The following is a 24,292-nucleotide window of genomic DNA, read 5'->3' on the forward strand; positions in this document are numbered from 1 at the left end:
TAGCTTAGGTCAGCTGGATCGGAGGCGGGGGTGGTCTCCGTAAAATTGCTTATTGCTGAAAGTTATTTGTATCTGAAAAATAATTCTTTTTAGAAATTAGTCTTCGCCTTCTAGAGTGGCGGCCTGCCGAAAGCGGACCGCCGCATCGCACTTGCACCGGAGCCTGTGAAAAAGACAGTGGCTTCGAAGGTCACGCAGCGGCGCTTCGCGTCTGCTCCTGCTCCGGGCATCTCACACCCTTACAAGATCGCAATGGAGCATCGAGCATGAACAAGTCGTCCCTCGCCCTGGCTGTCGCCCTCGGCGTGCTGGCCCAGCAAGCCGCCGCTGGCGGTTTCATCGAAGACAGCAAGGCCAGCCTGACCCTGCGCAACTTCTACATCAACTCGGACAACCGCCAGTTCGCCGACGCGCCGTCCAAGCAGGAAGAGTGGGGCCAGGGCTTCCTCTTCAACTACGCCTCCGGCTACACCGAAGGCACCGTCGGGGTTGGCGTCGATGCCCTCGGCCTGTTGGGCGTGAAGCTGGATTCCGGCAAGGGCCGCCACTACAACCCGACCAGCGCCAGCTACGGCGGCACCGTGTTCCCGACCGACAACGACGGCCGCGCCAAGGACGATTTCGGCAGCCTCGGCGTGACCGGCAAGGTGCGCATTTCCAAGACCGAAGCGCGTATCGGCACCCTGCTGCCGAAGCTGCCGGTGGTGACCTACAACGACGGCCGCCTGCTGCCGCAGACCTTCGAGGGTGGCCAGGTGACCTCCAGCGAGATCGCCGGCCTGACCCTGGTCGGTGGCCAGCTGGAACACGCCAAGGGGCGTAACTCCAGCGACGCCCGTGGCCTGTCGATCGCCGGCGCGAACAACGCCCGCAGCGGCCAGTTCGTCAACAAGTTCTACTTCGCCGGGGGCGACTACAAGGTCAGCGACAACCTGCTCGCGCAGTACTACTACGGCAACCTGGAAGACTTCTACAACCAGCACTTCCTCGGCCTGACCCACAACTGGGCGCTGCCGGTGGGCGCGCTGAAGTCCGACCTGCGCTACTTCTACAGCGATTCCGACGGCAAGAACGCCAGCGTGGCCGGCCGCCGCGAAGGCTTCCGCAGCTCGGGCAACTGGGCGGCCAACGACCCGGACCGCTATGAAGTGGACAACCGCACCTGGAGCGCGCTGTTCACCTACACCCTCGGCGGCCACGCGGCCAGCCTGGGCTACCAGCAGGTCTCCGGCGACAGTGCCTTCCCCTTCCTCAACCAGGGGGATGGCGCCACCGCCTACCTGATCACCGACCGCCAGATCGGCAAGTTCCTCAGCGCCGGCGAGCGCACCTGGGTGGCCGAATACGGCTACGACTTCGCCAAGCTCGGCGTGCCGGGGCTGAAGGCGGTGGGCACCTACCTGAAGGGCAGCAACATCGAGACCCAGGGCAGCGACCAGGGCGAGTGGGAGCGCGACTTCCGCCTCGACTACGTGCTGCAGGACGGTCCGCTGAAGGGGCTCGGCGTGTCCTGGCGCAACGCCGCACTGCGCAGCGACGCAGCCCGCGACCAGGACGAGAACCGTCTGATCCTGAGCTACACCCTGACCTTGCTGTAAAGCGCCCTGGGGCCTGTGGGAGCGATTTCAATCGCGAATGAATTCGCTCCTACAGGGATGGTTCCCATGCCAGGCCTCAGCACGGACGACTCCCTCTCCCGTTTGCGAGAGAGGGTTGGGGGGAGGCAAATAAGGCCCGCCCGGAGCTTCGTTGTGTTGGGCCTTGCAGGCTTGGGCCAACCTACGAGGCCGCTGGGCGGCCCTTGGCGAATGAATTCGCCCCTACAGGGAGGTGTCTGGCCCGAACGCTGGCACGGACAGCCCCCTCTCCCTTCAGGGAGAGGGTTGGGGTGGGGGCAACGGCCCAGCAGTGAATACCGTAAACCGCCGGGAACCTCATTCCAGAGGCCTTCCCGGCTTTTTTACGCCCTCGATTTAATATTCTTTAATTGCATAAACAAATTGTTATTTATTCTTTTTAACTTTCAGCGCGACTACGCATAGTGAGCCCCACGGAACGACATCCAGACACAGGAGCAGCACCATGAGTATCCGCCTTGGCGACATCGCCCCCGACTTCGAACAGGATTCCAGCGAAGGCCGCATCCGCTTCCACGAATGGCTGGGCAGCAGCTGGGGCGTGCTGTTCTCGCATCCGGCCGACTTCACTCCGGTGTGCACTACCGAGCTCGGTTTCACCGCCAAGCTGAAAGATGAATTCGCCGCTCGCGGGGTCAAGGCGATCGCCCTTTCCGTCGATCCGGTGGACTCCCATCACCGCTGGATCGATGACATCAACGACACCCAGGGCACCCTGGTGAATTTCCCGATCATCGCTGACGCCGACCGCCAGGTGTCCGACCTGTACGACCTGATCCACCCGAACGCCAACGACACCCTCACCGTGCGTTCGCTGTTCATCATCGATCCGAACAAGAAGGTGCGCCTGATCATCACCTACCCGGCCAGCACTGGGCGCAACTTCAACGAGATCCTGCGGGTGATCGACTCCCTGCAGCTGACCGACAACCACAAGGTTGCCACCCCGGCCAACTGGCAGGACGGTGACGACGTGGTGATCGTCCCCTCGCTCAAGGATGAAGACGAGATTCGCCAGCGCTTCCCGCGCGGCTACAAGGCTGTCCGGCCGTACCTGCGCCTGACTCCGCAACCCAACCGCTGATTCATCCGGCGCCTCGCGCGCCCTGAACGACCCCCGCCTTACTCACCCGCCAACGGGAAGCAGGCAACGACACCACAAGCAAAGTCATGAGGAGAGCGCCATGCGCACCATCACTTTGCGTCGGAGCCTGGCTGCCCTGTTCGCGGCTGCCCTGGCTTTCGGCGCCATCACTCAAGCACAGGCTGAAACCTTGCGGATCGGCTACCAGAAGTACGGCACCCTCGTGCTGCTCAAGGCCAAGGGCTCGCTGGAGAAGCGTCTGGCCGATCAGGGCATCGAGGTGAAATGGACCGAGTTCCCCGGCGGCCCGCAGCTGCTGGAAGGCCTTAACGTCGGCTCCATCGACTTCGGCGTAACCGGCGAGACGCCGCCGGTGTTCGCCCAGGCCGCAGGCGCTGATCTGCTCTACGTGGCCTTTGAACCGCCGGCACCGCAAAGCGAGGCGATCCTGGTGCCCAAGGGTTCGCCCATCCAGTCGGTGAAGGAGTTGGCCGGCAAGAAGGTCGCCCTGAACAAGGGCTCCAACGTGCATTACCTGCTGGTGCGTGCGTTGGAAGATGCCGGTCTGAAGTACAGCGATATCCAGCCCGTCTACCTGCCCCCGGCCGATGCCCGTGCTGCCTTCGAGCGCGGCAGCGTGGATGCCTGGGTGATCTGGGACCCCTTCCAGGCGGCCGCCGAGAAGCAACTGGAGGCCCGCACCCTGCGCAATGGCGAAGGGCTTGTGGATAACCATCAGTTCTACCTGGCCACTCGGACTTTTGCGCAGAAGCATCCTCAGGTGATCAGCACCCTGATCGAGGAAGTGCGCGCCGTGGGCGAGGACTCCAAGGCCGATCCGGACAAGGTCACCGAACAGGTGGCGCCGTTGCTGGGCCTGCCCAAGGACATCACCTCCATCGCGGTGAAGCGTCAGGGCTACGGTGCCCAGCCGCTGAGCCCGGAGGTTGTCGCTGCGCAGCAGAAAATCGCCGACACCTTCACAGGGCTGAAGCTGATCCCGAAAAAACTCAGCATCGCCGATGTGATCTGGACGCAGCCGGCTTCGGTACCACCCGCAAAAGTCGCGCAGCAGTGACTTGAACCCCTCTCCAGACGGAGAGGGGGGAATTTAAGGAGACCACTCCATGAGCTTGAACATCTTCTGGTTCCTGCCGACCCACGGCGACGGCCACTACCTCGGCACATCCGAGGGCGCCCGCGCGGTTGACCACGGCTACCTGCAACAGATCGCCCAGGCAGCCGACCGCCTCGGCTTTGGCGGCGTGCTGATCCCCACCGGGCGTTCCTGCGAGGATTCCTGGCTGGTGGCGGCTTCGCTGATCCCGGTAACCCAACGCCTGAAATTCCTCGTGGCCCTGCGCCCCGGGATCATTTCGCCGACCGTGGCCGCGCGCCAGGCGGCGACCCTGGATCGCCTGTCCGGTGGCCGCGCGCTGTTCAACCTGGTGACTGGGGGCGACCCGGACGAACTGGCCGCCGACGGCCTGCACTTGAACCATGAAGAACGTTACGAAGCCGCAGTGGAGTTCACCCGTATCTGGCGCCGTGTGCTGGAGGGCGAAACCGTCGACTACGACGGCAAGCACATCCAAGTGAAGGGCGCCAAATTGTTCTACCCGCCGCTACAACAGCCGCGTCCGCCGCTGTACTTCGGTGGCTCCTCCGACGCCGCCCAGGACCTGGCGGCCGAGCAGGTGGAGCTGTACCTGACCTGGGGCGAGCCGCCGGCAGCGGTGAAGGAGAAGATCGAACAGGTACGCGCCAAGGCCGCCCAACAGGGCCGCACTGTGCGCTTTGGCATCCGCCTGCACGTGATCGTGCGCGAAACCGTTGAGGCCGCCTGGGCCGCTGCCGACCGCCTGATCGAAAACCTCGATGACGCCACCATCGCGAAGGCCCAGGCGGCCTTCGCCCGCTTCGACTCCGTGGGCCAGCAGCGCATGGCTGCCCTGCATAACGGTCGGCGCGACAAGCTGGAAGTCAGCCCCAATCTCTGGGCCGGTGTCGGCCTGGTACGGGGTGGTGCCGGCACTGCCCTGGTGGGTGACGGTCCGACCGTGGCCGCGCGGGTGAAGGAGTACGCCGACCTCGGTATCGATACTTTCATCTTCTCCGGCTATCCGCACCTGGAAGAGTCTTATCGCGTCGCCGAACTTCTGTTCCCCCACCTCGACGTGGCCCGTCCCCGTACCAACGACGGACTGGGCTTTGTCAGTCCCTTCGGTGAGATGGTGGCCAACGAAGCCCTGCCCGAGGCCAAGCTGCACAAGCTGGCGTCGCAGAGCTGAGGGCGCGGGGATGAAACTCGAATCCATACTTCTGCGCCTGGCGCCCTGGGCCTTGCCCGTGGCGCTGCTGGCGATCTGGCAGATCGCGGTGGAAACCGGCCTGCTGTCCACCCGCATCCTGCCAGCGCCAAGCGCGGTGCTGGCGGCGGGCTGGGACCTGCTTTCCAGCGGCGAGATCTGGACCCATCTGGCCATCAGCGGCTGGCGCGCGGGTATCGGTTTCTCCATCGGCGGCGGCCTCGGCCTGTTGCTGGGCTTCATCACTGGCCTGTCGAAATGGGGCGAGCGCCTGCTGGATAGCTCCGTGCAGATGATCCGCAACGTGCCCCACCTGGCGCTGATTCCACTGGTGATCCTGTGGTTCGGCATCGATGAGTCGGCGAAGATTTTCCTGGTTGCCCTCGGCACCCTGTTCCCCATCTACCTCAACACTTACCACGGCATCCGCAACGTCGACCCGGCGCTGGTGGAAATGGCGCGCAGCTACGGGTTGTCCGGTTTCGCGCTGTTCCGCCAGGTCATCCTGCCCGGCGCGCTGCCTTCGATCCTGGTGGGCGTGCGTTTCGCCCTCGGATTCATGTGGCTGACGCTGATCGTCGCCGAGACGATTTCCGCCAGCTCCGGCATCGGCTACCTGGCGATGAACGCCCGCGAGTTCCTGCAAACCGATGTGGTGGTTCTGGCGATCCTGCTCTACGCGGTGCTCGGCAAGCTGGCCGACGTCGCCGCTCGTGGCCTCGAGCGCATCTGGTTGCGTTGGCACCCGGCCTACCAGGCCAAGGGAGGTGCCGCATGACTGTTGCCCAGGTTCCGCAACGTCTCAAGCGCGGCATACCGCTGGCGCTGCGCGGAATTGGCAAGGCCTTTGGCGAGCGTGAAGTGCTCAAGGGCATCGACCTGCTGATTCCTGCCGGCCAGTTCGTCGCCGTGGTCGGTCGCAGTGGCTGCGGCAAGAGCACCTTGCTGCGCCTGTTGGCAGGTCTGGACAAACCATCTCGTGGTGAGCTGCTGGCCGGCTCGGCGCCGCTGGAAGACGCCCGCGAGGACACCCGCCTGATGTTCCAGGATGCACGTCTGTTGCCCTGGAAACGGGTGATCGACAACGTCGGTCTGGGCCTCTCCGGCAACTGGCGCCCGCGCGCCCTGGAAGCGCTTGAAGCGGTAGGCCTGGCCGACCGTGCGCATGAGTGGCCGGCGGCGCTCTCCGGTGGCCAGAAGCAGCGCGTGGCCCTGGCCCGCGCCCTGATCCACCAGCCACGTCTGTTACTGCTGGACGAACCGTTGGGAGCGCTGGATGCGCTGACCCGCATCGAGATGCAGCAACTGATTGAGCGCCTCTGGCAGCAGCACGGATTCACTGTCCTGCTGGTGACCCATGACGTGAACGAGGCGGTGGCCGTAGCCGACCGGGTGATCCTGATCGAGGACGGTGCCATCGGCCTGGATCTGCCGATTGAGCTGCACCGTCCGCGAGCCCGTGGCTCGGCCCGCCTGGCCGCGCTGGAAGCCGAAGTGCTGGACCGGGTGCTGGCGCTGCCGCCGGCGCCACCGGAACCCGAACCCGTTTCCCCCCTGCCCACGCAGTTGCGTTGGGCGCTTTGACCCAAACCCCAATACCCCGAGCAAAGGAATAACCGCCATGACCATCAAAGCCATCAACGTCCGTAACCAGTTCAAGGGCACCATCAAGGAAATCATCGAGGGCCCGGTGCTTTCCGAGATCGACGTGCAGACCGCCGCCGGTATCGTCACTTCGGTGATCACCACTCGCTCCGTGCGCGAGCTGGAGCTGGGCATTGGCTCCGAGGTGATCGCCTTCGTGAAGTCCACCGAGGTTTCCATCGCGAAGCTGTAAGGCGGGTAATGGAGGCTCTGTTGTAGGGGCGAACTCATTCGCCAAGCAGGCCGAAGGCCTGCCCTGCAAGGCATCAGGGGGCCGCTGCGTTGCCCTTGGCGAATGAATTCGCCCCTACAGGATGTCGCCCCGACAGGCCTGAAAAAACGAACCCCCGCAAGTGCGGGGGTTCGCTTTATCCGGTTTTCACTCAGCGCTTCTGCGGCGCCGGCTGCTGCTGGGTAATGCAGTGGATGTTGCCACCGCCGAGGAGAATCTCGCGGCCGGGCACCATCACCACTTCGTGCTGCGGGAAGATGCGCTTGAGGATGGCTTCGGCCGTGGCGTCCTTTGCGTCGTCGAACTTCGGCGCAATGATGCCGCCGTTGACGATCAGGAAGTTCACGTAGGAGCCAGCCAGGCGGATCGACGGATCGCGTTCCTGGGTGCCTTCCACCAGGTCCACGCCGGCGCATTCTTCCTCGGTGGCGTAGATCGGGCCGGGGATCGGCATCTTGTGCACCACCAGCTGGCGACCCTTGGCGTCACGGGCGTGCTCCAGCACCTTCATGGCGGCCTGGCAGCGCGGGAAGTTCGGGTCGTGCGGGTCATCGGTCCAGGCCAGCAGGACTTCGCCTGGGCGCACGTAGCAGCAGAAGTTGTCCACGTGGCCGTCGGTTTCGTCGTTGTAGAGGCCATCCGGTAGCCAGATCACGGTTTGCACCGCGAGTTGTTCGCGCAGCACCGCCTCGATTTCCTCGCGGGAGAGGTGCGGGTTGCGGTTCTTGTTCAGCAGGCATTCCTCGGTGGTGATCAGGGTGCCTTCGCCGTCCACATGGATCGAACCGCCTTCCAGCACGAAGCCATCGGTGCGGTAGCGTTTGGAGCCTTCGATCTCGAGAACCTTGCGCGCAACCTGGTCGTCGCGGTTCCAGGGGAAGTACAGGCCGCCATCGAAGCCGCCCCAGGCGTTGAAGGTCCAGTCCACGCCGCGTACGTCGCCGTTGTCGTTGACCACGAAGGTCGGGCCGGTATCACGGACCCAGGCATCGTCGGTGCTGATTTCCACTACGCGGATGTTCGGCTCATCGAGGCGTGCGCGGGCGTTTTCGTACTGGGTGGCGGAGACGCAGACGGTCACCGGTTCGAAGCGGGCGATGGCCTTGGCCACAGCGGTGAAGGCCGCTTGCGCGGGCTTACCGCCAAGGCGCCAGTTGTCAGGACGCTCAGGCCAGACCATCCAGGTGCGGGTATGGGGTTCCCACTCGGCGGGCATGCGGAAGCCGTCGTCGCGGGGGAGGCTATCAAGTGTGTTCATCGACAATTCACCGTCAGTCTGTTCAGGGTCTGCTGCGCGTCGGAATAACTGCGTTGAGAATGGCTTCGGGCTTGCTCATACCGCTCGTAAACTTCGCGCCCTCAGCCATTCTCGCCTTGTTCTTCTCTAGCTCGCGAGATCCCGAGCAGCTTTTGAAAGAGCAGGGGCCAACCCGCTGGCGAACAGTGCATCGCCATCGGGCTGGCCCCTGGGTTCGGGCATTACGACTCGAGGGAGCCGTCCAGGGTCTTGATCGGGGAGTATAGGTTCGGGCGGCGGTCGCGGAACACACCCCAGGCGCTGCGTACGTGCTCCAGTTTGTCCAGGTCGAAGCTGTGCACCAGGATGCCTTCTTCGGTCTCGTTGAGTTCCTCGACCTTGGCGCCGAACTGGTCGGCGATGAAGGAGGAGCCGTAGAAGGTGATGTCGTAGCCGTCCTGCTCTTCCTTGCCGATGCGGTTGGACGCCACCAGCGGCATCAGGTTCGCGCCGGCATGGCCCTGCTGCACGCGCTGCCAGTGGTCACGGGAGGTGATGTTGGCGTCGTGCGGCTCGCTGCCGATGGCGGTCGGGTAGAAGAGGATCTCGGCACCCAGCAGGGCCATGCTGCGCGCGGCTTCCGGGAACCACTGATCCCAGCAGATGCCCACGCCGATCTTGGCGTAGCGGGTGTTCCAGACCTTGAAGCCGGTGTCGCCCGGGTTGAAGTAGTACTTCTCGTGGTAGCCGGGGCCGTCCGGGATGTGGCTCTTGCGGTAGACGCCGAGGTTGCTGCCATCGGCATCGATGATAGCGATGCTGTTGAAGCGCGCACGACCAGCCTGCTCGAAGTAGCTGATGGGCAGCACGACCTGCAATTCGCGGGCGACATTCTGGAAGTGCGCGATGGCTTCGTTGGTCTCGGTCGACGTCGCCAGCTGTAGGTAGTCCGGGTTCGGCTTCTGGCAGAAGTAAGGCGTCTCGAAGAGCTCCTGGATCAGGATGATCTGGGCGCCCTTGGCTGCGGCCTGGCGAACCAGTTTCTCGGCGTTGGCGATATTTGCGGCGCGATTCCAGGAACAGGCCATTTGGGTGGCGGCGACGGTAACGATGCGGGACATGGGACACCTCGTCAGAACGAATCAGGACCGGTTACCGGATATCTATCGGCAATCGGTGGTTTTTCCGTGCTGGCGGAGTGTGCCGCCGTGCGGATGGCGACTTTATATCCGATAAAAATCCGCATTTGAAGCGCGATTTATCTATCAGGAAGTGAATTCTGATTTATTTGCAGATAAATATCGGGTTTTATCGACTCAGTCGGCCTTGTGCAGGCGGCGCTTTGGCAGGTAGGGCGGCAGGTAGAGACCAAGGTAGGCGTCGAACACGCGCATGCCTTCCTCGGCCAGGCGTGGGGTGATTTCGCCGTGTAGCTGCACCGAACGGGCGTAGACGCGGTCGCCCAGTTCCATGGCGAGGGCGAAGACATCGACATCGTCGGGCAGTACTGGCAGCTCGAAGTGCCGCTCGAACAGGGCATGCATGAGTCGGCCCAGTTCGATGTCGTGCTGGCGGTCGGCCTGGGTGACTTCGGTGAGGCCGTGCTGGGCGAGGATCAACTGGCGCGCAGCGGCGTCGGCGGCGTAGATAGACAACATGCGCTCTTCCACCAGTCGCGACAGGTCGTGCCAGTGGCGCAGGCCGTCATGCTCGATGGGTTCCTGCAGGCAGGCGCGGAACGCTGCGTGGATATCTGCGGTGAGGGCTTCGAGAATCGCCGGGACGCTGGAGAAGAAGTGGTAGACGGAGGAGGGCGGCATTTCCGCGCGCTCGGCGACACTGTAGATCGACAGGTTGGCCACACCCTGTTCCGCGAGCAACGTGCGGGCGGCGTCGAGAATCCCGGCGATGCGCAGTTGGCTACTGGCGCGGGGCTTGCGAGCGGTGGCGGGGCGCGGCATGGGGAGCTCCTTTCCGAAGAGCCGCTATTGGACGCCAGGCGGTGGTTCGGGAGCAAGAGAGCGAATGCATGGCCCCACCCTCCCGCGTGCGGGGCGAAGAGGCACGCCTTCCGGAAGCACTGCTTCCGGTGCCGATGAGCGCCTGAGCACGAAGCGATCAGGCTGGGGCGCAGGGCGGGGACGGGGAGAGGGCCTTTCCGGCAGGACTGCGTCCTGCCGGGCGAACAAATTCACCCCTACAGGCCTTCGCGGAAAGCGGACCAGACCTCGTCACGGGTGGCGCTGAGTTTCTCCGGCACAGGCTCGACCGGGAACAGGCGCCGCTTGGTGTCCTTGTCCGGATACAGGCCCGGCTGGTTGCGCAGGGACTCGTCCAGGTACTGACGGGCGTCGGCGTTGCCGCTGGGGTAGAGGGTCGCGCCGGTGACCTTTGCCGCTATCTGCGGGCGCAGCATGAAATCGATGAACTTGTGCGCGAGGTCGGCGCGATTGGCGTTGGAGGGGATCACCAGATTGTCGATGAAGACCACCGAGCCTTCGTCCGGGACCATGAAGGTCACCGGTTGGCCGGCCGCGGCAGCGTTCAGGGCATCGCCGACCCAGGCCATGGCGACGCAGAGGTTGCCGGCATTGAGGTCGGCTATATAACGCTCGCTGTCGACGTAGCGCAGGTGCGGGCGCAGGCTTGTGAGGGTTTCGGCGCTGCGCTTGAGACGGCTTGGCGCGCTGCGCGCCAGGTTGCGACCCTGATAGTTGAGCAGCACGGAGAGGGTTTCGTCGGGGGCGTCCAGCAGGCTGATGCCGCACTGGCCGAGGCGCGCGCTCTGCTCGGCATCGAACAGCAGGCTCCAGCTATGGGGCAGCGGGCCGCCGAAGGCTTTTTCCGCCTGGGGAGTATTCACGGCCAGGCCGACAGCACCCCAGAGGTAAGGCACGGCATGCTGGTTGTTCGGGTCCATCGCGGCCAGTTTGCTCAGCAACTGCTTGTCCAGGTGCTGGCGGTTGGGCAGACGGGAGAAGTCCAGGGGCTGCAGGCGGCCTTGCCTGATCAGTCGGGGCAGGTCGTTATGGGAGGGCACGGCGATGTCGATCGGCTCGCCACTGGCCAGTGCCTTGTCCAGTTCATCGGCGCTGCTGAAGGTGCGGTAATCGACCTTGATGCCGGTCTCTTTCTGGAATGCTTCCAGTACCTCTGGGGCGATGTAGTCGTTCCAGTTGTAGACACGGATCAGGTCTTCGGCCTGGGCCAGTGCGGGGAGCAATGCGAGCAACAGTGGGGCGAGCAAACGGGGCATGACGTCCTCCCTAATAGAGCATGCGGGTGCTGTTTGTTCTGGCTTGCGGTGCTGCATGGCGTCGGCAGCCTGGATGACACGCCGCGCCAGGTATTGCAAAGGTTGCAGATACAAAAACGCCGGCCCTGGGGCCGGCGTTGTGGACTCGCTTACACGGTATGCAGGTACCAGTTGTACTCGAGGTCGGAGATGGAGTGTTCGAACTCTTCCAGCTCGCTTTCCTTACACGCAACGAAGATGTCGATGTAATCCGGGCTGATGTACTTGGCCAGGACTTCGCTGTCGTCCAGCTCGCGCAGGGCATCGCGCAGGTTGTTCGGCAGGCTCTGCTCCAACTGCTCGTACGAGTTGCCTTCGATAGGTGTGCTCGGCTCGATCTTGTTGGTCAGTCCATGGTGAATACCGGCCAGGATGGCCGACATCATCAGGTAGGGGTTGGCGTCGGCACCGGCTACGCGGTGCTCGATGCGCACGGCATCCGCACTGCCGGTAGGCACGCGGACGGCCACGGTGCGGTTGTCCAGGCCCCAGCTCGGCGCGTTCGGTACGTAGAACTGCGCGCCGAAACGGCGGTAGGAGTTCACGTTCGGGCACAGGAAGCCCATGGACGCAGGCATGGTCTCGAGCACACCGCCGACCGCGTGACGCAAAGCGGCGTTCTGCTCGGGATCATCTGAGGTGAAGATGTTCTTGCCGGTCTTCTTGTCGATCAGCGAGATATGCACATGCAGGCCGTTGCCCGCCTGGCCCGGGTAGGGCTTGGCCATGAAGGTGGTGTCCATCTCATGGTCGTAGGCGATGTTCTTGATCAGGCGCTTGAGCAGCACGGCGTAGTCGCAGGCCTTCAGGGCATCTTCGACGTGGTGCAGGTTGACCTCGAACTGGGCCGGGGCGCTTTCCTTCACGATGGCATCGGCCGGGATACCCTGGACCTTGGCACCTTCGAGGATGTCCTGCAGGCAATCGGCGTATTCGTCGAGGTCGTCGATCAAGTAAACCTGGGTGGACTGCGGGCGCTTGCCGGAGATAGGCGAACGCGGAGGCTGCGGACGGCCGTTGATGTTCTCCTGGTCGATCAGGTAGAACTCCAGCTCGAAAGCGGCGCAGATGGTCAGGCCAAGCTCGTCGAATTTCTCCACCACACGACGCAGTACTTCGCGCGGGTCGGCAAAGAAGGGTTCGCCTTCACCTTCGACCTCATGCATGGTCATCAGCAGCTGCGCGGTCGGGCGCTTCTGCCAAGGCTCGTCACTGAGGGTGTCGGGGATGGGATAGCAGATACGGTCTGCGTCGCCGATGTCCAGGCCGAGGCCGGTGCTTTCGACGGTGGAGCCATTGATATCGAGAGCGAAGATCGAAGCGGGGAGGTTGATGCCTTTCTCGTAGACTTTGGTCAGGCTGGCGCGTTCGATTCGCTTGCCTCGTACCACTCCATTCATATCTGCAATCAACAGGTCGACGAACTGGACCTCAGGATGCTCCTTAAGGAACTCGTTCGCTTCTTGAAGCTGAACGGCACGCGGGGGTACCGACATGATGCAACACCTTTTTTGTTAAAAATATCAATCACGCTCAATCTAAGGTGTGAGTCAATCCGAATCACCCCTTGATGTCAAGCGAGCCCTATTTTGCCCCAAAAACGGGCTTGATGGCCAGTTTTGGGGCGTTCCGGGGCATCCGAACCTCTCTCCGAACCATGACGGCTGCGGTGCTCAGCGGGGCGTGTTCAATTTTTTACAGCCCTATTGTGTAAAAAAATGAACAACGCTAAGCTCGGTCGAAACCCAAATCAGACAAATAATACGGGTGTCTCATGTCTCGCCTGCCGTTGATCGGCGTATCCGCTTGCACCAGAGAGATCGGTCCTCAGACCTATCATATAGCTGGTGAAAAGTATCTGCGTGCGGTGGCGGTCGGAGCTGGCGGTATTCCGCTGGTAATTCCGGCCCTGGCTGAACTGATGGACCAAGCGACCCTCCTGGCAAGCCTGGACGGTTTCCTCTTTACCGGCTCCCCCTCGAATGTGGAGCCCCATCATTACCAGGGCACCGCATCCGAGCCCGGCACCCGTCACGATCCCGCCCGGGATCGCACTACTCTGCCTCTGGTCCGTGCGGCCATCGCCGCCGGGATTCCCGTTCTGGGCATTTGCCGTGGTTTCCAGGAAATGAACGTGGCCTTTGGCGGCACCCTGCACCAGCGTGTGCATCTAGTAGAAGGATTCATGGACCACCGCGAGCCGGCCGACGAGCCGCTCGAGGTGCAATACGCTCCCCGGCACCCGCTCCAGGTGCAGCCGGGCGGTGTACTCGACGGCATCGGCTTGCCGTCCGAGATTCTAGTCAACTCCATTCATGGCCAGGGCGTTGAACGTCTGGCGCCGGGCCTGCGTGTAGAGGCTCTGGCGCCTGATGGGTTGGTCGAGGCCTTTTCGGTCGAAGGCGCCAGGAGCTTTGCCCTTGGGGTGCAATGGCATCCCGAGTGGCAAGTGCGGACCAACCCGAACTATCTCGCCATCTTCCAGGCCTTTGGTGAGGCTTGCAGGGAGAAGGCGGGGAAACGCTGAGCGGGAGAACTCTTCAGGAAACCGGCGAAGTTGCCGTGTCGCGCAGTTCGGACTGTACTGATCGCGGCCGGTGCCTCGATGGGCGTGAATGCCACGAACCTGCTGATGCCTTCTAGCGAAGCTCTCAACCCTGAGGTCTTTATGACTACCAAGCTCGACCAGCTGACCAGCTGGCTGAAAGAACGCAAAATCACCGAAGTTGAATGCATGATCAGCGATCTTACTGGCATTGCCCGCGGTAAGATTTCGCCGACCAACAAGTTCCTGGACGAGAAGGGCATGCGTCTCCCCGAGAGCGTGCTGCTGCAGACCGTAACCGGCGACTATGTTGAGGACGACATTTATTACGAGCTGCTCGATCCGGCGGACATCGATATGTTCTGCCGTCCGGACCAGGCTGCCGTATACCTGGTGCCCTGGGCCATCGAGCCCACCGCCATGGTTATCCACGACACCTTCGACAAGCAGGGCAACCCTATCGAGCTGTCCCCGCGCAACCTCCTGAAGAAGGTGCTGAAGCTATACGCAGATAAAGGCTGGAAGCCCATCGTCGCGCCGGAAATGGAGTTCTACCTGACCAAGCGCTGCGACGACCCTGACTTCCCGCTGCAAGCCCCGCTGGGTCGTTCGGGTCGCCCGGAAACCGGTCGCCAGTCCTTCTCCATCGATGCAGCGAACGAATTCGACCCACTGTTCGAAGACATGTACGACTGGTGCGAGACGCAGGACCTGGACCTCGACACCCTGATCCACGAGGAAGGCCCGGCGCAGATGGAAATCAACTTCCGTCATGGCGACGCGCTCGACCTGGCCGACCAGATCCTGGTGTTCAAGCGCACGATGCGCGAGGCCGCCCTCAAGCACAACGTGGCGGCGACCTTCATGGCCAAGCCGATCACCGACGAGCCGGGCAGTGCCATGCACCTGCACCAGAGCGTGGTCGACATCAAGACCGGGAAGAATATCTTCTCCAATGATGACGGCTCTATGAGCGAGCTGTTCCTGAGCCACATCGGCGGTCTGCAGAAGTACATCCCCGAGGTCCTGCCGCTGTTCGCGCCGAACGTTAACTCCTTCCGCCGTTTCCTGCCGGACACCTCCGCGCCGGTGAACGTGGAGTGGGGTGAGGAGAACCGCACCGTGGGCCTGCGTGTACCGGATGCCGGTCCGCAGAACCGCCGTGTGGAGAACCGCCTGGCCGGCGCCGACGCAAACCCCTACCTGGCCATCGCCGCCAGCCTGCTGTGCGGCTACATCGGCATGGTGGAGGGTGTGAAACCGAGCGCACCGGTGAAGGGGCGCGGCTATGAGCGCCGCAACCTGCGCCTGCCGCTGACCCTTGAAGCAGCGCTGGAGCGCATGGAGTCCTGCCGGGACATCGAGAAATATCTGGGCGGCAAGTTCGTGACGGCCTATGTGGCGGTCAAGCGTGCCGAGCATGAAAACTTCAAACGGGTGATCAGCTCCTGGGAACGTGAGTTCCTGCTGCTCTCCGTCTGATCCGGAACGGAGGCCGGCCGCCTCGGCCGGCCCTCCAGACGTGTGTTTACTGAGGTATAGAAATGAATAGCCAAGTGACCAACCCCAAGACCCTTGAATGGCAAGCGCTCGGTCGTGACCACCACCTGCCGCCGTTCACCGACTACAAGGCGCTGAATGCCAAGGGTGCGCGGATCATCACCAAGGCCGAAGGCGTGTACATCTGGGATAGCGAAGGCAACAAGATCCTCGATGGCATGGCTGGCCTGTGGTGCGTCAACGTCGGCTACGGCCGTGAGGAGCTGGTTCAGGCGGCTACCCGGCAGATGCGTGAACTGCCCTTCTACAACCTGTTCTTCCAGACCGCTCACCCTCCGGCGGTGGAGCTCTCCAAGGCGATCGCCGAGATCGCTCCGGAAGGCATGAACCATGTGTTCTTCACCGGTTCGGGTTCTGAAGCCAACGACACCGTGCTGCGCATGGTTCGCCACTACTGGGCGATCAAGGGGCAGCCCCAGAAGAAAGTCGTCATCGGCCGCTGGAACGGTTACCACGGCTCCACCGTGGCCGGTGTCAGCCTCGGCGGCATGAAGGCGCTGCACGGGCAGGGTGACCTGCCGATTCCGGGTATCGAGCACATCGCCCAGCCTTACTGGTTCGGCGAGGGTGGCGACATGGCGCCGGCCGAGTTCGGCGTCTGGGCTGCCGAGCAGCTGGAGAAGAAGATTCTCGAAGTGGGCGAGGACAAGATTGCCGCCTTCATCGCCGAGCCCATCCAGGGCGCGGGTGGCGTGATTGTCCCGCCGGAAACCTACTGGCCGAAGATCCGTGAAATCCTCGCCAAGTACGACATCCTGTTCATCGCCGACGAAGTGATCTGCGGCTTTGGCCGTACCGGCGAATGGTTCGGCAGCCAGTATTACGGCAACGCCCCGGATTTGATGCCGATCGCCAAGGGCCTGACCTCCGGTTACATCCCCATGGGCGGCGTGATTGTCCGCGACGAGATCGTCCATACCCTGAATGAGGGTGGGGAGTTCTACCACGGCTTCACCTACTCTGGTCATCCGGTGGCGGCGGCGGTGGCGCTGGAGAACATCCGCATCCTGCGTGAAGAGAAGATCGTCGAGAAAGTGAAGGCCGAAACGGCACCGTATTTGCAGACGCGCTGGCAGGAGCTGGCCGATCACCCGTTGGTTGGCGAAGCGCGCGGTGTCGGCATGGTTGCGGCCCTTGAACTGGTCAAGAACAAGCAGACCCGTGAGCGTTTCGCTGGTGGCATCGGGATGCTGTGCCGTGAGCACTGCTTCCGTAATGGCCTGATCATGCGCGCGGTGGGTGACACCATGATCATCTCGCCGCCGCTTGTGATCAGCAAAGATGAAGTCGACGAACTGGTGACCAAGGCACGCAAGTGCCTGGACCTCACCGCGGCCGAAGTAAAAGGCTAAGAAAAAGAGGGCTTGATGGTGGCATTTAGAGGTGCCGCCTGTTGTAAGCAAGCCCTCTACCTTGCCAGACTTCGCCGGTGCGTTGGCCAGGCTCACCGAGTGGTGGCGTATTCGGTACGACGCCACTCGGACACTTCAACAAAAATGGAGCTACCCGCATGATCAAAACCTTCGGCAAGACCCTGCTCGCCATGACCCTGGCGGGTGCCGTGGCCGGTATGGCACAGGCTGACGACAAGGTGCTGCACGTCTACAACTGGTCGGACTACATCGCCCCGAATACGGTCGAGAAGTTCACCAAGGAAACCGGCATCAAGGTCGTCTACGACGTCTTCGACTCCAACGAGACCCTTGAAGCCAAGCTGCTGGCTGGCAAGTCGGGTTACGACATCGTGGTGCCGTCCAACAACTTCCTGGCCAAGCAGATCAAGGCCAAGGTTTACCAGCCGCTGGACAAGTCCAAGCTGCCGAACTGGAAGAACCTGGACCCGAATCTGCTGAAAACCGTCGAAGTTTCCGACCCGGGTAACCAGTACGCCTTCCCCTACATGTGGGGCTCCATCGGCATCGGCTACAACCCGGAAAAGGTCAAGGCTGTACTGGGCGACAGCGCTCCGGTCGATTCCTGGGACTTGCTGTTCAAGCCGGAGAATATCGAGAAGCTGAAGTCCTGCGGCGTCTCCTTCCTCGACTCGCCGACCGAGATCCTGCCTATTGCGCTGAAGTACCTGGGTCACGATCCATTGAGCCAGGACCCGAAGCAGCTGAAGGAAGCCGAGGCGCTGTTCCTCAAGATCCGTCCGTACGTCACCTATTTCCACTCCTCCAAGTACATCTCCGACCTGGCCAACGGCAACCTCTGCGTGGCAGTGGGCTACTCGGGTGACGTGTACCAGGCCAAGTCCCGCGCCGAGGAGGCCAAGGGTGGTGTGACGGTCGCCTATAACATTCCGAAAGAAGGCGCAGGCACCTTCTTCGACATGGTCGCCATCCCGGCCGATGCCGCCAACCCGGATGCCGCCTATGCCTTCATGAACTTCCTGATGAAGCCGGAAATCATGGCCGAGATCACCAACGAGGTGCAGTTCCCCAACGGCAACGCCGCTGCCACTGCGCTGGTCGATGAGGCTATCCGCAAGGACCCGGGTATCTACCCGACCCAGGAGACCATGGCCAAGCTCTATGCTTTCCCTGATCTGCCGGCCAAGGTGCAACGCGCCATGACCCGTACCTGGACCACCATCAAGTCGGGCAAGTAAGCACGGCTGCCGTGCCCGGCGGGTTTTCCCGCCGGTGCCCGGACCGCGCTGCGGTACACCGCAAGTTGACTTGCCTGGGTTGCAGGAAAAACCTGGGCTCCTTCCGGCACTGTCCGGAGACAACAAGAGGACGAACCTGTGCAATCCCCCATCCGCAAGATGATGATCACTGCCGCCGCCACCCTGACCCTGGTTTCCCAGGTCCAGGCGGATCAGACGGTGCATATCTACAACTGGTCGGACTACATCGGCGAGACCACCCTGGCGGATTTCCAGAAGGAAACCGGCATCAAGCCGGTGTATGACGTCTTCGACTCCAACGAGACCCTGGAAGGCAAGTTGCTGGCGGGCCGCACCGGTTATGACGTGGTTGTGCCGTCGAACCACTTCCTCGGCAAACAGATCAAGGCGGGCGCGTTCCAGAAACTCGACCGCAGCCAGCTGCCCAACTGGCAGAACCTGGACCCCAACCTGCTCAAGCAACTCGAGCGCAATGACGCGGGCAACCTGTACGCCGTTCCCTACCTGTGGGGCACCAATGGCATCGGTTACAACGTCGAGAAGGTCAAGGCCGCGCTTGGTGTCGACCACATCGATTCGTGGGCGGCGATCTTCGAACCCGAGAACATCAAGAAGCTCAGCCAGTGTGGCGTGGCCTTCCTCGACTCGGCGGATGAGATGATCCCCGCCGTGCTGAACTACATGGGCCTGGACCCGAACAGCACCAACCCGGACGACTACAAGAAGGCCGAGGAGAAGCTGATGGCGGTACGTCCCTACGTGACCTACTTCCACTCGTCCAAGTACATCGGCGATCTGGCCAATGGTGACATCTGCGTCGCCGCCGGCTTCTCCGGTGACATCTTCCAGGCCGCCTCGCGCGCCGAGGAAGCAGGCAAGGGCATCCAGATCGCCTACGCGATCCCGAAAGAAGGCGGCAACCTCTGGTTCGACATGCTGGCCATTCCGGTCGATGCAGCGAACGCCAAGGACGCCCACGCTTTCATCAACTATCTGCTCAAGCCTGAGGTGATCGCGAAAGTCAGCGATTACGTCGGGTATGCAAACCCCAACCTCAAGTCTGGGGAGTTCATGGATCAGGAAGTACGCACCGATGAGTCCGTCTACCCGCCACAAGCGGTGCTGGACAAGCTCTATGTTTCGGCGGAGCTGCCGCCGAAGGTCCAGCGGCTGATGACCCGCAGCTGGACCAAGGTCAAGTCGGGCAAGTGATGCAAGGCCGGCGCTGCCCGTAGTGTGGCGGGCGCGCTGGCTCAACCCAGGCGGCATCAGGCAGGACGCCTGATTCACGCCCATGCTGTACAAACCCGCCCGGCCGCGGTGGTCGGGTAGCAATTTCTGGGAGTGTGGTAATGGCAATAGCCTCCGGTGCCTACAAGAAAGCCCTCGAGGGCAACCAGCAACCCAAAGAGGTGCTGGTAAAGATCGACCGGGTAACCAAGAAGTTCGACGAGACGGTGGCCGTGGACAGCGTGTCCCTGGACATCAAGAAAGGCGAGATTTTCGCCCTGCTCGGTGGTTCCGGTTCGGGTAAATCAACTTTGCTGCGGATGCTCGCTGGGTTCGAGCGGCCGTCTGAAGGGCGCATCTTCCTCGACGGCGTCGATATCACCGATATGCCGCCCTACGAGCGCCCGATCAACATGATGTTCCAGTCCTATGCGCTCTTCCCGCATATGACTGTTGCGCAGAACATCGCCTTCGGACTCAAACAGGACAGGCTCCCGGCCGCAGAGGTCGACGAGCGTGTCAACGAGATGCTCAAGCTCGTGCAGATGACCCAGTACGCCAAGCGCAAGCCGCACCAGCTGTCCGGTGGCCAGCGTCAGCGCGTGGCCCTGGCTCGCTCGCTGGCCAAGCGTCCGAAGCTGCTGCTGCTCGACGAGCCCATGGGCGCGCTGGACAAGAAGCTGCGCTCGCAGATGCAGCTGGAGCTGGTGGAGATCATCGAGCGCGTGGGCGTGACCTGCGTGATGGTGACCCACGACCAGGAAGAGGCCATGACCATGGCCCAGCGCATCGCGATCATGCACCTGGGTTGCATCGAGCAGATCGGCAGCCCTGTGGATATCTACGAGACGCCCATCAGCCGCCTGGTGTGCGAGTTCATCGGTAACGTCAATCTCTTCGACGGCGAAGTGGTAGAAGACGCCGAGGCCCACGCGCTGATTGCCTGCCCGCAACTGGAGCGCCCGATCTTCGTCGGCCACGGCGTGACCACCTCAGTGCAGGACAAGCGCATCACCTACGCCCTGCGTCCGGAGAAACTGCTGGTGACCACCGAGCAGCCGACCTGCGAGTACAACTGGTCGCGTGGCCGGGTTCACGACATCGCCTACCTGGGCGGTCACTCGGTGTTCTACGTCAAGCTGCCGAACGGCACCGTCGTCCAGTCCTTCGTCGCCAACGCCGAGCGTCGTGGCGCCCGTCCGACCTGGGATGACGAAGTGTTCGTGTGGTGGGAAGACGACAGCGGCGTGGTACTGCGGTCATGAAAGCTCCCAAACTGAAAAACCTGTTGCCGACCGGCCGGCACCTCGTTATCGGGGTACCGTTCTTCTGGCTGTTCCTGTTCTTCCTGCTGCCCTTCGCCATTGTGCTGAAGATCAGCTTCGCAGAAGCCGACGTGGCGATCCCTCCGTACACGGATATCTACACCTGGGCGGACAATCAGCTGCAGCTCATCCTCAACCTGGGCAACTACCTGATTCTCAACGAGGACGAACTGTACCTGGCGGCGTACCTGGGCTCGCTGAAGATCGCCTTCGTCAGCACCCTGATCTGCCTGCTGATCGGCTACCCGATGGCCTACGCCATCGCCCGTGCCAGCAAGGAAGCCCAGACCGTGTTGCTGCTGCTGATCATGATGCCGACCTGGACTGCGATCCTGATCCGCGTCTACGCCTGGATGGGCATCCTCAGCAACAACGGCCTGCTCAATGCATTCCTGATGGGCATCGGTCTGATCGACGAGCCGCTGCAGATCCTCAACACCAACCTGGCGGTGTACATCGGCGTCGTCTATTCGTACCTGCCGTTCATGATCCTGCCGCTCTACGCCAACCTGGTGAAGCATGATCCCAGCCTGTTGGAGGCTGCTTCGGACCTCGGTTCGAGCACGTTCAACAGCTTCTGGAAAATCACCGTGCCACTGTCGAAAAACGGCATCATCGCCGGCTCGATGCTGGTGTTCATCCCGGTGGTGGGCGAGTTCGTGATTCCGGAACTGCTCGGCGGCCCGGAGACCCTGATGATCGGCAAGGTGCTGTGGCAGGAGTTCTTCAACAACCGTGACTGGCCGGTGGCGTCCGCCCTGGCAGTGGTGATGCTGGCGATCCTGCTCGTGCCCATCATTCTCTTCAACCGTAACCAGGCGAAGGAACTGGAGGGCAAAGTATGAAACGCTTCGGTTTCTCCACCCTGATGCTCTGGGCAGGCCTGCTGTTCATCTACCTGCCGATGGTCATCCTGGTTATCTACTCCTTCAACGCTTCCAAGCTGGTAACCGTGTGGGGCGGCTGGTCGGTGAAGTGGTACGTGGGCCTGCTGGACAACTCCCAACTGATGAACTCGGTGGGTCGCTCGCTGGAGATCGCCATTTATACTGCGATCGCCGCTGTGGCCCTGGGTACCCTGGCTGCCTTCGTGCTGACCCGCATTCCGCGTTTCCGCGGGCGCACGATGTTCGGCGGCATGGTCACCGCGCCGCTGGTCATGCCCGAGGTCATCACCGGTCTGTCGCTGCTGCTGCTCTTCGTGGCCATGGCGCAACTGATCGGCTGGCCCCAGGAGCGTGGCATCGTCACCATCTGGATCGCCCACACCACCTTCTGCTCGGCCTACGTGGCCATCGTGGTGTCGGCGCGCCTGCGCGAGCTGGACCTGTCCATCGAAGAAGCGGCCATGGACCTGGGTGCGCGTCCGTGGAAGGTGTTCATCCTGATCACCATCCCGATGATCGCGCCGTCCCTGGCGGCAGGCGGCATGATGTCCTTCGCCCTTTCCCTGGATGATCTGGTGCTGGCGAGCTTCGTCTCCGGTCCCGGTTCCACCACCCTGCCAATGGAGGTCTTCTCCGCCGTGCGCCTGGGCGTGAAACCGGAAATCAACGCCGTGGCCAGCCTGATCCTGTTGACCGTCTCGCTGTTCACCTTCTTTGCCTGGTTCTTCACCCGCCGGGCCGAGGAGCGTCGCAAGCGTGCCATCCAGCAGGCGATGGAAACCATGGCCGAGGAAGCCGCTTCCTCCAACTGGAAACCGGCCGCCACCCAGGTCGCCTGAATCCAGCGCTGAAAATACAAAGGCCACCTTCGGGTGGCCTTTGTATTTTCAGGATGTAGGAAATCTTGTCTTGTGGGAGCGAATTCATTCGCGATTGAAATCGCTCCCACAGGGTGCCGGGTCTAGTCCCGCAGTTCCATCCGCACATCCCCCAGCTTCGCGCCGTAGGGGCCGTAGCTGCGCTCCACCAGCTCACGGCTGCCGTCGGCGCGGACGATCAGGGCCGAACTGGCGCGGGTGCCGTAGGTGCGGGTGGCGATGAACACGCTGGAGAGCATGCGCTCGGTGTTCAGCCCCACGCCGGTGTCCGGCAGAATGTGGTCCTGGGCAACCTCCGGGTCGTGCAGCAGGTTGAGCAGCGCGTCCGTCGAGGGAGGATTCAGGCATTCGGCGATGGCCGCCTTGCCGCGCTCGACCTTGGGCCAGGGCGTATCCAGATCGGCGTTGGATACCCCGTAGATGCCCGGCTTGAGGTTGATCGGTCCGCCGCTGCGCGGATTGAGGAACCACAGCTCGCGGTCGTCCCCCACCAGCAAGTTGAAGCCCGAATAGTCGCCAGCCCGGCGCAGCGCGTCCTCGAGGAACTCGCCCGGCCCCATGGTTCCTCGCAGGAATTGCACGCAGAGCTCGCCGCGGGTGCGGCCGACCGGCGGCGTTCGGGGATCGCGGATGTTGGTGAGGGCGGCGAAGCGGCCTTTGGGCCCGGCGCCAAGCCAGGTGCCGCCGGCTTCGAGGTCGCGCCCAGCGATTACGCCGGGTGCGTCTTCCCAGTTCGCCATGGAAAGCGTGGGGCGTGCATAGAATTCATCTCGGTTTGCAGCGAGCACCAGCGGGACTTCGTGTCCGGGGCGCCATGCGAATACGATCAGGCACATGGAGTCGTCTCCTTTTTATGAGCCGGAGTGTAGCAGCAGGTAGGAAAACTACATCAGCTGCAAATGTCCACTTCCGGGTTATCGGCAGCTTGCGTTGAACGTCCATCTCCACCCGGTGGAGCGAGAAACGGCCTTCCGTTAACATGCCGCTTTGTTTTCGGGGGTGTCCATGGAATTCCTGCTCTACCTGGTACTCGGCGCCTGCGCCGGAGTGCTGGCCGGGCTGTTCGGCGTCGGCGGCGGCATGATCATCGTGCCGGTGCTGGTGTTCAGCTTCACCGCCCATGGATTCGATCCCGGCATTCTCACGCACCTGGCAGTTGGCACGTCCCTGGCCACCATCATCTTCACCTCGATCAATTCGGTGCGCGAGCATCATCGCAAAGGTGCGGTGCGCTGGCCGATCTTTGCCTGGATGGCGGTCGGAATCCTCATCGGCGCCGGCTTCGGTGCCCTGACCGCAGCTGCCATTCAGGGCCCGATGTTGCAGAAGATCATTGGTATCTTCGCCATACTGGTAGCCATACAGATGGGGCTGGACCTGAAGCCCAAGGCCAGCCGCGCCGTTCCCGGCAAGCCGGGCCTGACCCTGGCAGGTGTGGTGATCGGTTGGGCCTCGGCCATCTTCGGTATCGGTGGTGGTTCCCTGACCGTACCCTTCCTGACCTGGCGCAGCGTACCGATCCAGCAGGCGGTGGCCACCTCCGCGGCCTGCGGACTGCCGATCGCCGCGGCGAGCGCGCTGTCGTTCATGGTGCTGGGCTGGAACAACACCAATCTACCGCCCTACAGCGTTGGCTTCATTTACCTTCCGGCGCTGGTTGGCATTGCCGTCACCAGCATGTTTTTCGCCCGCTTCGGCGCGCGCCTGGCCCACAGGCTTTCGCCGCGCTTGCTGAAGCGCCTGTTCGCCCTGCTGCTGCTGTCAGTGGGCCTGAACTTCCTGATCTAAGGAGCTGTA

At 62.6% G+C, this 24,292-nt stretch carries 22 protein-coding genes; 16 read left to right on the forward strand and 6 right to left on the reverse strand.

Going from position 1 to position 24,292, the window contains the following annotated elements:
• The first annotated feature begins 266 nt into the window (after positions 1 to 266).
• From SA496_RS26990 to SA496_RS27020, 7 genes are all read left to right on the forward strand, one after another.
• Positions 267 to 1,598, forward strand: coding sequence for an OprD family porin (locus SA496_RS26990; RefSeq protein WP_280357925.1), 1,332 nt, complete (start codon positions 267 to 269; stop codon positions 1,596 to 1,598).
• A gap of 484 nt (positions 1,599 to 2,082) precedes the next feature.
• Positions 2,083 to 2,721 (forward strand): peroxiredoxin, encoded by a 639-nt coding sequence (locus tag SA496_RS26995; protein WP_120653648.1) that lies wholly within the window; start codon positions 2,083 to 2,085, stop codon positions 2,719 to 2,721.
• Between the two features lie 100 nt (positions 2,722 to 2,821).
• Entirely contained in the window at positions 2,822 to 3,799 is a 978-nt protein-coding gene (locus tag SA496_RS27000; RefSeq protein ID WP_120653647.1) for a sulfonate ABC transporter substrate-binding protein, read from the forward strand.
• Between the two features lie 49 nt (positions 3,800 to 3,848).
• Complete coding sequence (gene ssuD, locus SA496_RS27005; protein ID WP_330114744.1) at positions 3,849 to 5,012, forward strand: FMNH2-dependent alkanesulfonate monooxygenase; 1,164 nt, start codon at positions 3,849 to 3,851, stop codon at positions 5,010 to 5,012.
• 10 nt (positions 5,013 to 5,022) lie between these two features.
• Complete coding sequence (gene ssuC, locus SA496_RS27010; protein WP_120653645.1) at positions 5,023 to 5,808, forward strand: aliphatic sulfonate ABC transporter permease SsuC; 786 nt, start codon at positions 5,023 to 5,025, stop codon at positions 5,806 to 5,808.
• Complete coding sequence (gene ssuB / locus SA496_RS27015) at positions 5,805 to 6,614, forward strand: aliphatic sulfonates ABC transporter ATP-binding protein (RefSeq protein ID WP_120653644.1); 810 nt, start codon at positions 5,805 to 5,807, stop codon at positions 6,612 to 6,614. The genes ssuC and ssuB overlap by 4 nt, the downstream gene beginning before the upstream one ends.
• Positions 6,615 to 6,651: 37 nt before the next feature.
• Positions 6,652 to 6,867, forward strand: a complete 216-nt coding sequence (locus SA496_RS27020; RefSeq protein ID WP_003455791.1) for a TOBE domain-containing protein — start codon at positions 6,652 to 6,654, stop codon at positions 6,865 to 6,867.
• Positions 6,868 to 7,057: 190 nt separating this feature from the next.
• Here SA496_RS27020 and aguA read toward each other — a convergent pair whose 3' ends face one another.
• The 5 genes from aguA to SA496_RS27045 all read right to left on the reverse strand — a co-directional run bounded on the left by aguA (position 7,058) and on the right by SA496_RS27045 (position 12,934).
• Positions 7,058 to 8,164 (reverse strand): agmatine deiminase, encoded by a 1,107-nt coding sequence (gene aguA, locus SA496_RS27025; protein ID WP_153918666.1) that lies wholly within the window; start codon positions 8,162 to 8,164, stop codon positions 7,058 to 7,060.
• Positions 8,165 to 8,385: 221 nt separating this feature from the next.
• Positions 8,386 to 9,264, reverse strand: coding sequence for an N-carbamoylputrescine amidase (gene aguB / locus SA496_RS27030; RefSeq protein ID WP_153918668.1), 879 nt, complete (start codon positions 9,262 to 9,264; stop codon positions 8,386 to 8,388).
• Positions 9,265 to 9,459: 195 nt separating this feature from the next.
• Positions 9,460 to 10,104 carry a TetR/AcrR family transcriptional regulator gene (locus tag SA496_RS27035; RefSeq protein ID WP_120653641.1) on the reverse strand — a complete coding sequence of 215 codons (645 nt, stop codon included), beginning with the start codon at positions 10,102 to 10,104 and terminating at the stop codon, positions 9,460 to 9,462.
• A gap of 236 nt (positions 10,105 to 10,340) precedes the next feature.
• Entirely contained in the window at positions 10,341 to 11,399 is a 1,059-nt protein-coding gene (locus SA496_RS27040) for a polyamine ABC transporter substrate-binding protein (protein WP_330114745.1), read from the reverse strand.
• A gap of 149 nt (positions 11,400 to 11,548) precedes the next feature.
• A complete protein-coding gene (locus tag SA496_RS27045) occupies positions 11,549 to 12,934 on the reverse strand; it encodes a glutamine synthetase family protein (RefSeq protein ID WP_120653639.1) in 1,386 nt (461 codons plus the stop codon).
• Positions 12,935 to 13,212: 278 nt separating this feature from the next.
• On the opposite strand from SA496_RS27045, the gene SA496_RS27050 reads away from it, so the two are divergent.
• From SA496_RS27050 to SA496_RS27085, 8 genes are all read left to right on the forward strand, one after another.
• Positions 13,213 to 13,965 carry a gamma-glutamyl-gamma-aminobutyrate hydrolase family protein gene (locus SA496_RS27050; protein WP_120653638.1) on the forward strand — a complete coding sequence of 251 codons (753 nt, stop codon included), beginning with the start codon at positions 13,213 to 13,215 and terminating at the stop codon, positions 13,963 to 13,965.
• A 141-nt stretch (positions 13,966 to 14,106) separates the two neighbouring features.
• The gene (locus tag SA496_RS27055) at positions 14,107 to 15,465 is read left to right on the forward strand and encodes a glutamine synthetase family protein (protein WP_153918672.1); all 1,359 of its coding nucleotides are present in this window, start codon (positions 14,107 to 14,109) and stop codon (positions 15,463 to 15,465) included.
• A gap of 62 nt (positions 15,466 to 15,527) precedes the next feature.
• Entirely contained in the window at positions 15,528 to 16,895 is a 1,368-nt protein-coding gene (locus tag SA496_RS27060) for an aspartate aminotransferase family protein (protein ID WP_330114746.1), read from the forward strand.
• Between the two features lie 158 nt (positions 16,896 to 17,053).
• A complete protein-coding gene (locus tag SA496_RS27065) occupies positions 17,054 to 18,154 on the forward strand; it encodes a polyamine ABC transporter substrate-binding protein (protein WP_153918676.1) in 1,101 nt (366 codons plus the stop codon).
• A gap of 162 nt (positions 18,155 to 18,316) precedes the next feature.
• Entirely contained in the window at positions 18,317 to 19,387 is a 1,071-nt protein-coding gene (locus tag SA496_RS27070) for a polyamine ABC transporter substrate-binding protein (RefSeq protein ID WP_371924425.1), read from the forward strand.
• Positions 19,388 to 19,527: 140 nt separating this feature from the next.
• Positions 19,528 to 20,670 (forward strand): ABC transporter ATP-binding protein, encoded by a 1,143-nt coding sequence (locus tag SA496_RS27075; RefSeq protein ID WP_120653635.1) that lies wholly within the window; start codon positions 19,528 to 19,530, stop codon positions 20,668 to 20,670.
• 23 nt (positions 20,671 to 20,693) lie between these two features.
• Positions 20,694 to 21,575, forward strand: coding sequence for an ABC transporter permease subunit (locus SA496_RS27080; RefSeq protein ID WP_162945906.1), 882 nt, complete (start codon positions 20,694 to 20,696; stop codon positions 21,573 to 21,575).
• Positions 21,572 to 22,456, forward strand: coding sequence for an ABC transporter permease subunit (locus tag SA496_RS27085; protein WP_120653634.1), 885 nt, complete (start codon positions 21,572 to 21,574; stop codon positions 22,454 to 22,456). The genes SA496_RS27080 and SA496_RS27085 overlap by 4 nt, the downstream gene beginning before the upstream one ends.
• Before the next feature lie 122 nt (positions 22,457 to 22,578).
• Here the strand turns inward: SA496_RS27085 and SA496_RS27090 are convergent, their stop codons facing one another.
• A complete protein-coding gene (locus SA496_RS27090; protein WP_153918680.1) occupies positions 22,579 to 23,331 on the reverse strand; it encodes an NRDE family protein in 753 nt (250 codons plus the stop codon).
• Positions 23,332 to 23,500: 169 nt separating this feature from the next.
• On the opposite strand from SA496_RS27090, the gene SA496_RS27095 reads away from it, so the two are divergent.
• Positions 23,501 to 24,283 (forward strand): sulfite exporter TauE/SafE family protein, encoded by a 783-nt coding sequence (locus SA496_RS27095; RefSeq protein ID WP_120653632.1) that lies wholly within the window; start codon positions 23,501 to 23,503, stop codon positions 24,281 to 24,283.
• Positions 24,284 to 24,292: the final 9 nt, after the last annotated feature.

The sequence above is a fragment of the Pseudomonas sp. JS3066 genome, assembly GCF_036328175.1.
GTDB lineage: Bacteria > Pseudomonadota > Gammaproteobacteria > Pseudomonadales > Pseudomonadaceae > Metapseudomonas.